Consider the following 12346-nt stretch of genomic DNA (forward strand, 5'->3'; position numbering starts at 1 on the left):
TTCCATGACCCAACAACTCCAGCAGACCATCGACGCCGCGTGGGAAGACCGCGCCAACATCTCCGCCTCCAGCGCTTCCAAGGAAGTGCGCGACGCCGTCGACCACGTGATCGCCGAGCTCAACAACGGCCACCTGCGGGTCGCCACCCGCGAAGCCGTCGGCCAGTGGACCGTGCACCAGTGGATCAAGAAGGCCGTGCTGCTGTCCTTCCGCCTCAAGGACAATGAACAGATCCAGGCCGGCGCGCTGGGCTTCTACGACAAGGTGCCGACCAAGTTCTCGCACCTCTCGGCCAACGAGCTCAAGGAAGCCGGCGTGCGCATCGTCCCGCCGGCCGTGGCGCGTCGCGGCAGCTACATCGCCAAGGGCGCGATCCTGATGCCCTCCTACGTCAACATCGGCGCCTACGTCGGTGAAGGCACGATGGTCGACACCTGGGCCACGGTCGGCTCCTGCGCCCAGATCGGCGCCAACGTCCACCTGTCGGGCGGCGTCGGCATCGGCGGCGTGCTCGAACCGCTGCAGGCCGGCCCGACCATCATCGAGGACAACTGCTTCATCGGCGCCCGCTCCGAGGTGGTCGAGGGCGTCATCGTCGAAGAGAACTCGGTGCTGTCGATGGGAGTCTTCATCGGCCAGAGCACGCCAATTTACGACCGCGCGACCGACACCGTCAGCTTCGGCCGCGTTCCGGCCGGCTCGGTGGTCGTCGCCGGCACCTTGCCCAAGCCGGGCGGCAAGTACAGCACCTACGCCGCCATCATCATGAAGAAGGTCGATGCCAAGACGCGCTCGTCGACTTCGCTGAACGACCTGCTGCGCGACTGACGACCCGGGCCGCCTGAGGGGGCGGCCCCCGCGAGCCACCCGATCCAGAACCACAACGCCGAGGAGAGAGAGCCGATGAACACGATGGAGCGAATTCTTCGACTGATGGCCGAGCGCAAGGCTTCGGACATCTACCTTTCGGCCAACTCCCCGGCCCTGATCCGGATCAACGGCAACTGCATGCCGATCAACGCCCAGGTGCTGCCACCCGAGGCACCGCTCAGCCTGCTGTCCGAGGTGGTGCACGAGAACCGCATCGCCGAGCTGGAGCGCACCGGCGAGCTCAACATGGCGATCGCGCTCGAAGGCTCCGGCAACTTCCGCATCAGCGCCATGCGCCAGCGCGGCAGCTACGCGGTGGTGGTGCGGCACATCGCCTCGACCATCCCGAGCTTCGAGGATCTCAACCTGCCCGAGATCCTCAAGACCCTGGTCATGGAAAAGCGCGGCCTGATCCTCATGGTCGGCTCGACCGGCGCCGGCAAGAGCACCACCCTGGCCTCGATGCTCGACTACCGCAACGAGAACGCCACCGGCCACATCCTCACGGTCGAAGAGCCGATCGAATTCACCTTCACCAACAAGAAGTCGATGGTGAACCAGCGCGACGTCGGCAGCGACACCCAGTCACTGCAGATCGCGCTCAAGAACGCGCTGCGCCAGGCGCCCGACGTGATCCAGATCGGCGAGATCCGCGACCGCGAGACCATGACCGCCGCGATCGCCTACGCGCAGTCGGGCCACCTGTGCGTGGCCACGCTGCACGCCAACAACAGCTACCGGGCGCTGAACCGCATCCTGAGCTTCTACCCGGTCGAAGTGCGCGCCACGCTGCTGGGCGACCTCGGCGGCGCGCTGCGCGCCATCGTGGCCCAGCGCCTGCTGCGCACGCCCAACGGTGCCCGCGTGCCGGCGCTCGAAGTGCTGCTGAACACCGCGCTGGTGGCCGAACTGATCGGCAAGGGCGACTTCTCGGCGGTCAAGGAAGCCATGGAACAATCGATGGCCGAAGGCTCCCAGACCTTCGAGGAAGACATCGCGCGGCTCATCACCGAAGACCTGGTGACGCGCGAAGAAGGCCTGTCCCAGGCCGATTCGCCGACCAACCTCATGTGGCGCCTGCAGAACCGCAAGGCGCCGCCCGCGCGCAACGAAGAACGCTCCCTCCTCGACCAGGTCGAGGAACCCACCTTCACGGACATCACGCTCGACGTGCGTCCCTGAGCCACCTGCCCCTGTCGATGTCCCGAACGCTCCAGCTCGCCGAACAACTGATCTCCCGCCCCTCGGTCACCCCCGACGACGGCGGCTGCCAGCAGATCCTCGGCGAGCGCCTGGCGCGGCTCGGATTCCGGCTCGAGACCATCGAAAGCGGCCCTGCCGACTTCCGCGTCACCAACCTGTGGGCGGTGCGGCCAGGCAGCGCAGACCAGCCGAAGACCATGGCCTTCGCCGGCCATACCGACGTCGTGCCGACCGGTCCGATCGAGCAGTGGAGCAGCCACCCGTTCACCCCGACCCACCGTGACCGCCGCCTCTACGGCCGCGGCGCCTGCGACATGAAGACCTCGCTGGCCGCCTTCGTGGTCGCCATCGAGGAGTTCCTGGCCGCCACGCCCGACCCGCGGCTCACGCTGGCGCTGCTCCTCACCAGCGACGAGGAAGGCCCCGGCATCGACGGCACGGTGGTGGTCTGCAACCTGCTGGCGGCGCGCGGCGAGGCGATCGACTACTGCATCGTCGGCGAGCCGACCTCGGTCGAGCGCTGCGGCGACATGATCAAGAACGGCCGCCGCGGCACCATGAGCGGCCGGCTGACGGTCAACGGCGTCCAGGGCCATATCGCCTACCCGCACCTGGCGAAGAACCCGGTGCACGCCTTCGCGCCGGCCCTGGCCGAACTGGTCGCACTCAACGCGGCAGGCGGCTGGGATGCCGGCAACGATCATTTCCAGCCGACCAGCTGGCAGATCAGCAACATCCATGCGGGCACCGGCGCCAGCAACGTGATCCCGGGCGCGGCCGTGATCGATTTCAACTTCCGCTTCTCGACCGAGTCGACCCCCGAGTCGCTGCAACAGCGCGTGGCCTCGGTGCTCGACGCCCACGGCCTCGACTACACGCTGGCCTGGACGGTCGGCGGCCTGCCCTTCCTCACCGTGCCCGGCGCGCTGGTCGAAGCCGTGCAACAGGCGATCCGCGACGAGACCGGCCTCCAGACCGAGCTGTCGACCAGCGGCGGCACCAGCGATGCGCGCTTCATCGCCAAGATCTGCCGCCAGGTGGTCGAGCTCGGCCCGGTCAACGCGAGCATCCACAAGATCGACGAGCACATCGCGGTGGCCGACATCGAGCCGCTCAAGAACATCTACCGCCGCACGCTCGAACGGCTCGAAGCGCTGACCCCATGAGCACCGTCATCGCCTTGATCGAGGCCGGCGCCCAGCAGCTGGCCGAAGCCGGCGTGGCGTTCGGCCACGGCACCGACAACGCCTTCGACGAAGCGGTCTGGCTGGTGCTGTGGCGCCTGGGCCTGCCGCTCGACGAACTCGACGCCGTGGCCGAGCGGCCGGTGTCGCCCGCCGACGCGGCGCGCATCGGCGAGCTGTTCGCGCAGCGCATCGCGACCCGCAAGCCGGCGGCCTACCTGACCCGGGAGGCCTGGCTGCAGGGCGTGCCCTTCTACGTCGACGAACGCGCCATCGTGCCGCGCAGCTTCATCGCCGAACTGATCGCCGACGGCTCCATCGACTACTGGCTCGGCGACCACACCCGGCGCGTGCTCGACCTGTGCACCGGCAACGGCAGCCTCGCGATCCTCGCCGCCCTGACCTATCCGGAGGTGAGCGTGGACGCGGCCGACCTGTCGGTCGAGGCGCTCGAGGTGGCGGCGATCAACGTCACCCGGCACCAACTCGACGCCCGCGTCAGGCTGATCCATTCCGATGGCCTGGCCGCAGTGCCCGGCCCGTACGACCTGGTGCTGTGCAACCCGCCCTACGTCAACAGCGCGAGCATGGCCGCCCTGCCCGCCGAATACCGGGCCGAGCCCGAACTCGCGCTGGCCGGCGGCAGCGACGGCATGGACTTCGTGCGCCGGCTGTTCGCCGACGCGCCGTCGCGCATGAGCGCGCAGGCCGTGCTGGTGCTCGAGATCGGCAACGAGCGCGCGAACTTCGAAGCCGCCTTCCCGCGGCTCGAAGTCGTCTGGCTCGAAAGCTCGGCCGGCGAGGACCAGGTCCTGCTCGTGACGCGGGACGCCCTGCTGGCGGCTGCCGGCCAGCCCTAGCGACGCCCGCCCTTCGCCGCCCTCCCGCAGCATCGGCTGCGCCCCCTTCATCGGGCGTTTTTCCCCTATGTCCCCTCGCGCCAGGCCGCCTGGACGCGCACGGGATAATCGCCCCTACGGTCCCCTATCCATGATCACTCTCAGAAACGTCATTCTTCGCCGCAGCGCCAAGGTCCTGCTCGACGGCGCCACCGTCACCCTCAACCCGGGCGAGAAGGTCGGCCTGGTGGGGCGCAACGGCGCCGGCAAGTCCACCTTGTTCGCCCTGCTCAACGGCACGCTGCACGAGGACGGCGGCGACTTTTCCGTGCCCAGGCACTGGCGCATGGCGCAGGTGGCGCAGAACATGCCCGAGACCGACGAATCGGCAACCGACTTCGTGGTCGGCGGCGACACCCGCCTCGGCGAGCTGCGTGCAGCGCTGGCGGCCATCGAAGCCGCCTACGAAGCCAACCCGGACGACCCCGACATCGGCATGGAGCTGGCCCACGCCTACACCGACCTGGCGGACGCCGGCGAGCACGACGCCGTGCCGCGCGCCCAGGCCCTGATCCTCGGCCTGGGCTTCAAGTCGCACGAGCTCGACGAGCCGGTCAACAGCTTCTCGGGCGGCTGGCGCATGCGGCTGCAGCTGGCGCGCGCGCTGATGTGCCCGAGCGACCTGCTGCTGCTCGACGAACCCACCAACCACCTGGACCTCGACGCGCTGGTCTGGCTCGAAGCCTGGCTGCAGCGCTATGCCGGCACCATGATCGTGATCAGCCACGACCGCGAGTTCCTCGACGCCGTGACCGATGTCACCCTGCACATCGCCAACGCCCAGCTCACGCGCTACGGCGGCAACTACAGCAAGTTCGAGGACATGCGCGCGCTGCAGATGGAACAGCAGCAGGTCGCCTTCAGCAAGCAGCAGGACAAGATCGCCCACCTGCAGAAGTTCATCGACCGCTTCAAGGCCAAGGCCAGCAAGGCCAAGCAGGCGCAGAGCCGGGTCAAGGCGCTCGAGCGCATGGAAAGGGTCGCGCCGCTGCTGGCCGAGGCCGACTTCACCTTCGAATTCAAGGAGCCGGGCAACATCCCGAATCCAATGCTGTCGATCAGCGACGCGAGCTTCGGCTACGAGATCGAGGACGAGCCGCCGAAGACCATCCTGCGCGGCGTCAATCGCTCGGTGCTGGCCGGCCAGCGGATCGGCATCCTGGGTGCCAACGGCCAGGGCAAGTCGACGCTGGTGAAGACCATCGCGCGCGAAATGGGCGCGCTCGCCGGCACCGTCACCGAGGGCAAGGGCCTCAACATCGGCTACTTCGCGCAGCAGGAACTCGACGTGCTGCGCCCCCAGGACAATCCGTTGGAGCACATGGTGCGCATGGCGCGCGAACTCGGCAGCGCCGCCCGGGAAGGCACCGGCGAGCAGGCGCTGCGCGGCTTCCTCGGCAGCTTCAACTTCAGCGGCGACATGGTCAAGCAGCCGGTCGGCACCATGAGCGGCGGCGAGAAGGCGCGGCTGGTGCTGGCCATGATGGTCTGGCAGCGCCCCAACCTGCTGCTGCTCGACGAGCCCACCAACCACCTGGACCTGGCGACGCGCGAGGCGCTTGCCGTGGCGCTCAACGAGTTCGAAGGCACCCTGATGCTGGTCAGCCACGACCGCGCGCTGCTGCGCTCGGTCTGCGACGAGTTCTGGCTGGTCGGCCGGGGCGTGGTCACGGATTTCGACGGCGACCTCGACGACTACCAGCGCTACCTCCTCGACGAGGCCAAGCGGCTGCGCGAGGAGGCCAAGGTGGCGACCCGCGATGCCGCGGCCGCCGTGGCGGTCGAAGCCGCGGCCGCTCCGGCCGAAGCCCCGGCGGCGAGCGCCCCGGCGGCGCCCAGGGCGGCCGACAGCGCCCCCGCGGGCAAGAACCAGCGCAAGCAGGACGCGCAGGATCGCCAGCAGCGCAGCGACCAGGCCAAGCCCCTGAAGCGCGAGCTGACCCAGGTCGACCAGCGCCTGGCGGCCGCCAGCAGCGAGAAGGCGACGCTCGAAGCACGGCTCGCCCAGGCCCTGCCGGCGCCGGAAATCGCCGAGGCAGGCAAGCGCCTGAAGGCGCTCGGCGACGAGATCGCGAGCCTCGAGGAGCGCTGGCTGGCGCTGTCGGACCAGCTCGAGGCCCTCGCCACCTCATAATGGGGCGGAATGTCTTCCGCCATCGAACTCGCGCAGGGTGACCCCCAACTGATTGCCGCCATCCGGCGCAGTCGCCGCCTGCTGGGCCGCAAGGCGATGATGGCGGCCGCCGTCGGCGCGATGCCCATTCCGGGCCTCGACTGGGCTGCCGACGCGGCCCTGCTGGCCCGCGTGGTGCCGCAGATAAGCACCGAGTTCGGGCTATCAGTGACCCAGGTCGAGCGCCTGGCGCCCCATGAGCGCGAGCGCATCCGCAAGGCCGCGGCCACCGTCGGCGCACTGCTGGTCGGGCGCCTGGTCACCCGCGACCTGCTGGTCGCGCTGGCGCGCCATGCCGGCGTCAAGCTGACCGCCAGCCAGGCGGCCCGCTTCGTTCCCCTCGCCGGGCAAGTGGTCTCTGCCACACTCAGTTACGCCGCGCTCCGCTCGCTGGGCGAATTGCACATCAAGGACTGCGTCCGGGTGGCGCAGGCCGTGCGGCATCAGTTGCCGCCGCCCCAGGCCGCGGGATCGGCGCCGCCCGTGCGCCCTTCCAGGCTGACCAGCGCATGGAATCGACTCCGACTTCGCTAGGCGTGTTCACCCTAGTACCAAAGAACTCGAAAATTATCAATCTGAACGAGTTGTTGGCCTACGGCGACATCGGATGGGGAGCTATTGCGCAAGCAGGCGGATAATGAGATGACTTGCACACTTGGCTGCCGGATGCGTCAAGCGTGTGACAAAAGGGAAGTCGAGATCAAACCAAAGTCGTATCCGCGCGACTGGTTCGGAGGAGCGGAATATGAACGAGACAGACCTCGCAGCGTCGGTCGAGAGGCTCATGGCCAGGGTCGACTACTACCTGCATTGCGAGTTGGACGAAGAGTACGACCACGACCGGCCGGACACGGCCCGGCGGTTGCTTGAGGCCGCCTTGCGGCAAGAACTGCTGCGTGCCAGCGCCGTCGGCGTGGTGTCCTCGATCGCGGGCTCGCGCCACTCCGCCGCGCTGGACGGCAGCGACGCCGCCTAGGACCCTGTCAAGCAAACAAAAGGCCGTCTCGAACGGCCTTTTTGTTGTGCGGCTTCAGGTCTCGATCAGTCGCGGTCGCCCCATCCCCGGCGTTCTTCACGGCGCTCATGCCGCCATTCGCGATGGTCCCAGCGGCGACCATCGTTCCACTCGGAGCGATAGAAGCGCCGCCCCTCGCCGCGATACCCCGGCTCATAGTAGACGGGCGCCGGCGCGTAGGCCACAGGCGGGGCAGCGCGATACACCGGCGCCGGCTGGTAGTACACCGGAGCCGGAGGCGCATAGACAGGCGCCGGCTCGTAATACCGCGCCGGCTCGCCCGCGCCGACGACCACGCCGGGGACCGCGATGCCCACCGACCAGTTCGTGCCAGCGCTGGCTGAAGCGGCACCTGCGAGGGCTGCGACGGCGAGGACGCCGACCGCTGCCAACTTGACCAACACTGAGCGACCTGCCTGCATGTGAATCTCCTGTTCGAGGCAACTGCCCCGTACACAGTCAACGCGGGTGCGTCGAACAGCGTGCACCGAGGGATTGCAAAGCTGGCGTAAACGCACGCAACCGACCCTGACACCTCCTCCAGGAGCGACATCCGCGCGTCATGCGCTGCCTACAGACAAAGTAACTCGAATGTATTACTTTGTGATGTCACCAAAGGATGCGCCGTGGACTCGAATGACCGGGCTGAGCTCGCCCGCCTCTGGGCGGCGTGGCTCGAGTGCAGGGCCAGAGCAGCCGCCGAGCGGGAGCGCCTGATCGAACAGGCCGGCGACCACCTGTGCACCGGGTGCCCGGCCCCGAGCGAGAAGGAGGTCGCGGCCCTCGATGCACTGGAATGCGGGCACCGCGCGGCATGGGCGGCGTACTCGGCCTGCCTGCTTCGCATCTATGCCGTTGCATCCTGGGTGTCCCGGCTCGACTTGGACAAGCCCTCGGCGCCCTTGCCACCGAAACAGGCGTCGGCCTCCTTGACGCGAAGCGAAGCGCCGGACAGGCAGAATGCGCCATGAAAGCACCCCCTCGACTACAGGCGCTCATCGACGAAGGACTGATCGACAGCGTGGTTCGCCAGCTCATGAGCGGCAAGGAAGCGACGGTCTACGTGGTGCGCTGCGGCGACGACACGCGCTGCGCCAAGATCTACAAGGAAGCGACCCAGCGCAGCTTTCGCCAGGCCGTCGACTACACCGAGAATCGCAAGGTCAAGAACACGCGACTGCAGCGCGCGATGGCCAAGGGCACGAAATTCGGACGGCAGGCCACCGAGGCCGCGTGGCAAAGCGCCGAGGTCGACGCCCTCTACAGGCTGGCAGCCGCCGGCGTCCGCGTACCGGAGCCCTACAACTTCTGCGACGGCGTGCTGTTGATGGAATTGGTCGCGGACGCGCAGGGCGATGCCGCACCGCGCCTGAACGACGTGGTGTTCTCGCCCGAGGACGCGCGGCTGCACCACGCGACGCTGCTGGCGGAAGTGGTCCGCATGCTGTGTGCGGGCGTGGTGCATGGCGACCTCTCGGAATTCAATGTGTTGCTGGCCGCCGACGGCCCTGTGATCATCGACTTGCCGCAGGCGGTCGATGCCGCGGGCAACAATCACGCGCGGCGGATGCTGCTGCGCGACGTTGCGAACCTCGCGGACTTCTTCGGTCAGGTGGCGCCCGAGTTGCTTTCCACCCGCTATGGCGAGGAGATATGGAACCTCTACGAACGTGGCGATCTGCACACCGGCTCGGCGCTGACAGGCAACTTCGTGCGCCCGAGCGGGCCGGTGGATCTGGGCGGCGTACTGCGCGAGGTCGACGACGCGCGCGCCGAAGAGGCGGCCCGGCTCGTGCGCATGGCAGCGCGCTGAATGCCGTTCAGGCGGAAGTCCGCACGCCCGGGTTCACAACCCGACGCGGCGTCGCGCCGGCCTTGTCCGGACGTCGAGCTTTCAATGGCGCCAACGCATCCAGCGCCCGGCGCAGGTCGCCATCGCTGAGCTTCTGAAGCGAATGGAGACCGGCTCTCAGAAGCTCTCCCTGCTTCGCGGGGCGGCCGAACCCCGCTGCACGTTCCTTGAGGCTGCCAATCAAATCGAAGTCGAGCCTCGACATCTTGAAGCTGTCCTTCACGATCCTTGTCTGGCTCCTGGTGAAGTGCTTCGTCGACTCCAATGCGACCTCGGGTGCCGCAGGCACTGAATCGGCAACTGGCGGTTTCGTCATCCTCGCGCTCCTCGCTCATAGGACCTACGAGCATGCATGCATGGTGGCGGGCGGGAGGCCGGGCGCGTTTGACGGATATCAAGGATGCCAGGCCTTGTACGCCTCCGCCGCAAGGCTTGCGCCCATTGATGTTGCGCGCTCGTTGATGTGCATCAAGCGCTCCGAAGGGAGCCGGACGGATGATCGACTCAGCCGAAAGCGTGCAGAGATCTTCTACGTTTGAAAGCCCGACATGCAGATCCTCAGCCGAGTCCTCCCCGAGACCAGCGCCAGGAGCGAGTGCCGCGACGACGAACTGCATCGACTGGTCGCCCGCGTGCTTCGCATCAATCCTTGCCTGCAGCGGGCGCACGGGCACGAGGAGCATCTGCGAGCGGCGCTGGCATCGTCTGCAGGTTTCCTGAACAAGGTGGTTTCGCAGCTTCCCTTGCCGCGCGTCCTGAACGCGCAAAGCTGGGCGAGCGATTCCTGTCTGCGCGCCTTTTTCGACTCAGCCGATCAAGTGGCCGCCACGTTGGCGAACACCCGCGAGCTGAGCCTGATCTTCCAGGCATCGCGTCCTCCGGATCATGCCTACGCAGTGCTGGCCATGGAGATGGCGGAAAGCGCCCCCCATCTGCGCGCCTGTCAGTCCGACAGAACGGCGCTGCACAAGGAGATCGTCGACTGCCTCGTCGATCAGCTGGCCCTCGAGGCACTCGGAATGATCGCGCAGGAGGCCGATCGGCGCGACATGCTCGAATGCGAGCTTGCGCTGTTCAGCAAGCGCGTGGCGATCCTGAAGCGCCTGGGCATCGGCATGGGTACAGTCGTCGGCAGCGCACCACAGGACGGCGCCGAACGGCGCGGTCTGGAAGCGCTGGTCGATGAAAGCGACCATGATCTGCGCGGCCTGGGCTTGCTCCCGGAGGCATTCGAGCGGCAGGTCCAGCGCTTTTGCAGCGTGCTTCTGAGGGCGGACCGGCATATCCGCGTGGGGACGAAGCCGGCGCCGCTCGATCGGTCGTGCGGCCTGCCCGCACTTGCTTCTGCGCACGCCGAATCACTCACGCCACTGACAGTGTTCCGCATCGCGGACCTCCCCTCGCTGGAATTTGCAGCCACTCTGGTGCGCGTGGCCACGGTGGACATGCCGCGGCCGATGAATGCGTGCGAACAGCCGCCCCGCCTCTTCGGTTGATGGAAGCACCCCGACCCGGGCGAGTCTTCGAGTCTTCAGGTCAGCAAGAGTGGCATGCCCGGGTCGCCCTTGCGCATGGCGCGCTGGTAGGCGTCTCGCCCTGCAATGCGCTGCAGGTAAGCCAGGATGCTCGGATAAGGCGTGAGGTCGAAGGGCATGAAGTACCGCATCGTCGTCAGCGAGAAGAACGTCATGATGTCGGCGGCGGTGAAGTTCTCGCCGGCCAGGAACGGTACGTCGCCGAGGCGCTTCTCGATCAGCGCGAACGCCCCCGCGAGCCGGCCGGTCAGGCGGGCAGCGATAGGATTGTCAGGCGGCAGGTGCAGTCTCCGCAGGAGCATGTTGCGCCCCATGTTCGGCTGGAAGTTCCCGTTGGCGTAGTGCCACCAGAAGATGTAGTCGACGTAGTCCGGATGGTCCGGGCCGAGCGCAAGCCGGCCATGGCCGTATTTCGCGATGATGTATTCGACGATGGCGCCCGACTCGGCAAGCAGGACATCCCCGTCGCTGAGCACGGGCGCGGTGCCGAGCGAGTGCAGTGCGACGAGTTCTGGTGGGGCCAACGCGGTGACCGGATCCCGCACATAGTGCTTCAGCTCGTACGTCAGGCCGAGCTCCTCGCAAAGCCACACGATACGCTCTGATTGCGATTTACCGAGATGGTGGACGGTCAGCACGGTGCTTCCTTGAAACTTGGTGCTCGATCATGGCAGATGCGTTTTGGGGGCTACTTGGCCCCAAAAAAGAAAAAGTCCGCTATCGAATTGATAGCGGACTCTTCTTGCAAGTATTGGTAGGACGTACAAGATTCGAACTTGTGACCAACGGATTAAAAGGCCACCGAGCTTTTTAATGGAATCAAGCACTTAGCTGAAATTCTATTCCGCAAAGTCTCCGCGAAGACCCGGTCGGAAGCCAATGCCAGCGCGGCCTCGAATATCTTTGCGGAACACTTTTTCCGAAGATCGGGCCTAGCCCGGCGCCGCGATCGGCCGGGCGTCGAACACCTCGACCGGCGTCAGGCGCATCAGCTGTCTTGCCTCGTCCATGGTGCCCGCCAGCCACTGGTCGACGTCGCCCTTCTCGATCGCGATCACCGAGCGCTTGTCCTGTTGGTCGGGCGGCAGCTTCGGATCTGGCTTGTGCATCCGACTCATCAGCGGGTGGTGGTCGGCGTTCAAGGTGAGCATGGTGTAGCTCTCGTGCACCTCGCCGGTGTCCTTGTCGGTCCAGGTGCTCCACAGGCCCGCAAGCCCCCATGGATCGCCGTCGGCGCGCCGGAACTGCCACCACTGGTTTTTCCCACTCTCCCAGTTCGGCTCGTCGAAGCTGGCCGCCGGGATGATGCAGCGCTGGCCGCGCTTCCAGGGGTCCTTGAAGGTGGCCTTGGCCGCCAGCTCCTCGGACCGGGCGTTGTTCGTGCTGAAGGTCAGCTTGGCGGTCTTGGCGAACCAGGGGATCAGGCCCCACTGCCCGACCACGAGCTCGCGCTCGTAGCCGCTGGCGTCACGCGCGCGGCGGATGAACGGGCCCGGCGCCCGCGGGAACACCTGGCGCGGCCAGGGCAATTGGTTGTGGCGGCCAATGTGCCAGAAGCGCTCGACTTCCCACACCTCGGCGGTCTCGTATCTGTTGCACATCGGCGCATTCTGA

General features: G+C 67.1%; 14 protein-coding genes. 10 read left to right on the top strand and 4 right to left on the bottom strand.

The window, feature by feature from the left end:
* Nucleotides 1-4: 4 nt before the first annotated feature.
* From dapD to QTI68_RS36500, 7 genes are all read left to right on the top strand, one after another.
* Nucleotides 5-829: a 2,3,4,5-tetrahydropyridine-2,6-dicarboxylate N-succinyltransferase gene (gene dapD, locus QTI68_RS36470; RefSeq protein WP_286529099.1), complete on the top strand. Its 825-nt coding sequence runs from the start codon at nt 5-7 to the stop codon at nt 827-829.
* 75 nt (nt 830-904) lie between these two features.
* Nucleotides 905-2053, top strand: coding sequence for a PilT/PilU family type 4a pilus ATPase (locus QTI68_RS36475; RefSeq protein ID WP_286529101.1), 1149 nt, complete (start codon nt 905-907; stop codon nt 2051-2053).
* Between the two features lie 17 nt (nt 2054-2070).
* Nucleotides 2071-3240, top strand: coding sequence for a succinyl-diaminopimelate desuccinylase (gene dapE, locus QTI68_RS36480; protein WP_286529103.1), 1170 nt, complete (start codon nt 2071-2073; stop codon nt 3238-3240).
* The gene (gene prmB, locus QTI68_RS36485) at nt 3237-4118 is read left to right on the top strand and encodes a 50S ribosomal protein L3 N(5)-glutamine methyltransferase (protein WP_286529105.1); all 882 of its coding nucleotides are present in this window, start codon (nt 3237-3239) and stop codon (nt 4116-4118) included. The genes dapE and prmB overlap by 4 nt, the downstream gene beginning before the upstream one ends.
* Nucleotides 4119-4248: 130 nt before the next feature.
* Nucleotides 4249-6291: an ABC-F family ATP-binding cassette domain-containing protein gene (locus QTI68_RS36490; protein WP_286529106.1), complete on the top strand. Its 2043-nt coding sequence runs from the start codon at nt 4249-4251 to the stop codon at nt 6289-6291.
* 9 nt (nt 6292-6300) lie between these two features.
* Complete coding sequence (locus QTI68_RS36495; protein ID WP_286529109.1) at nt 6301-6864, top strand: hypothetical protein; 564 nt, start codon at nt 6301-6303, stop codon at nt 6862-6864.
* Between the two features lie 211 nt (nt 6865-7075).
* Nucleotides 7076-7306 carry a hypothetical protein gene (locus tag QTI68_RS36500; protein WP_286529111.1) on the top strand — a complete coding sequence of 77 codons (231 nt, stop codon included), beginning with the start codon at nt 7076-7078 and terminating at the stop codon, nt 7304-7306.
* Between the two features lie 65 nt (nt 7307-7371).
* Here the strand turns inward: QTI68_RS36500 and QTI68_RS36505 are convergent, their stop codons facing one another.
* Complete coding sequence (locus QTI68_RS36505; RefSeq protein WP_286529113.1) at nt 7372-7767, bottom strand: hypothetical protein; 396 nt, start codon at nt 7765-7767, stop codon at nt 7372-7374.
* Nucleotides 7768-7971: 204 nt separating this feature from the next.
* On the opposite strand from QTI68_RS36505, the gene QTI68_RS36510 reads away from it, so the two are divergent.
* On the top strand, nt 7972-8316 hold the full coding sequence (locus QTI68_RS36510) for a hypothetical protein (protein ID WP_286529115.1): 345 nt from the start codon (nt 7972-7974) through the stop codon (nt 8314-8316).
* Nucleotides 8313-9158, top strand: a complete 846-nt coding sequence (locus QTI68_RS36515; protein WP_286529116.1) for a PA4780 family RIO1-like protein kinase — start codon at nt 8313-8315, stop codon at nt 9156-9158. The genes QTI68_RS36510 and QTI68_RS36515 overlap by 4 nt, the downstream gene beginning before the upstream one ends.
* A 7-nt stretch (nt 9159-9165) precedes the next feature.
* Here the strand turns inward: QTI68_RS36515 and QTI68_RS36520 are convergent, their stop codons facing one another.
* Entirely contained in the window at nt 9166-9513 is a 348-nt protein-coding gene (locus tag QTI68_RS36520) for a hypothetical protein (protein ID WP_286529117.1), read from the bottom strand.
* Between the two features lie 232 nt (nt 9514-9745).
* On the opposite strand from QTI68_RS36520, the gene QTI68_RS36525 reads away from it, so the two are divergent.
* Nucleotides 9746-10693 (top strand): hypothetical protein, encoded by a 948-nt coding sequence (locus QTI68_RS36525; RefSeq protein WP_286529118.1) that lies wholly within the window; start codon nt 9746-9748, stop codon nt 10691-10693.
* Nucleotides 10694-10728: 35 nt separating this feature from the next.
* On the opposite strand, the gene QTI68_RS36530 is transcribed toward QTI68_RS36525, so the two are convergent.
* Together QTI68_RS36530 and QTI68_RS36535 are read right to left on the bottom strand one after the other, a co-directional pair.
* The gene (locus QTI68_RS36530; protein WP_286529119.1) at nt 10729-11370 is read right to left on the bottom strand and encodes a glutathione S-transferase family protein; all 642 of its coding nucleotides are present in this window, start codon (nt 11368-11370) and stop codon (nt 10729-10731) included.
* 294 nt (nt 11371-11664) lie between these two features.
* Nucleotides 11665-12333, bottom strand: a complete 669-nt coding sequence (locus tag QTI68_RS36535; protein WP_286529120.1) for an SOS response-associated peptidase — start codon at nt 12331-12333, stop codon at nt 11665-11667.
* Nucleotides 12334-12346: the final 13 nt, after the last annotated feature.

This window comes from Variovorax sp. J31P207 (genome assembly GCF_030316965.1).
Taxonomy (GTDB): domain Bacteria; phylum Pseudomonadota; class Gammaproteobacteria; order Burkholderiales; family Burkholderiaceae_C; genus Variovorax; species Variovorax ginsengisoli_B.

Coding starts and splice junctions, on each gene's coding strand:
- dapD (WP_286529099.1), top strand. CDS start 5: ATGACCCAACAACTCCAGCAGACCATCGACGCCGCGTGGGAAGACCGC.
- QTI68_RS36475 (WP_286529101.1), top strand. CDS start 905: ATGAACACGATGGAGCGAATTCTTCGACTGATGGCCGAGCGCAAGGCT.
- dapE (WP_286529103.1), top strand. CDS start 2,071: ATGTCCCGAACGCTCCAGCTCGCCGAACAACTGATCTCCCGCCCCTCG.
- prmB (WP_286529105.1), top strand. CDS start 3,237: ATGAGCACCGTCATCGCCTTGATCGAGGCCGGCGCCCAGCAGCTGGCC.
- QTI68_RS36490 (WP_286529106.1), top strand. CDS start 4,249: ATGATCACTCTCAGAAACGTCATTCTTCGCCGCAGCGCCAAGGTCCTG.
- QTI68_RS36495 (WP_286529109.1), top strand. CDS start 6,301: ATGTCTTCCGCCATCGAACTCGCGCAGGGTGACCCCCAACTGATTGCC.
- QTI68_RS36500 (WP_286529111.1), top strand. CDS start 7,076: ATGAACGAGACAGACCTCGCAGCGTCGGTCGAGAGGCTCATGGCCAGG.
- QTI68_RS36505 (WP_286529113.1), bottom strand. CDS start 7,767: ATGCAGGCAGGTCGCTCAGTGTTGGTCAAGTTGGCAGCGGTCGGCGTC.
- QTI68_RS36515 (WP_286529116.1), top strand. CDS start 8,313: ATGAAAGCACCCCCTCGACTACAGGCGCTCATCGACGAAGGACTGATC.
- QTI68_RS36520 (WP_286529117.1), bottom strand. CDS start 9,513: ATGACGAAACCGCCAGTTGCCGATTCAGTGCCTGCGGCACCCGAGGTC.
- QTI68_RS36525 (WP_286529118.1), top strand. CDS start 9,746: ATGCAGATCCTCAGCCGAGTCCTCCCCGAGACCAGCGCCAGGAGCGAG.
- QTI68_RS36535 (WP_286529120.1), bottom strand. CDS start 12,333: ATGTGCAACAGATACGAGACCGCCGAGGTGTGGGAAGTCGAGCGCTTC.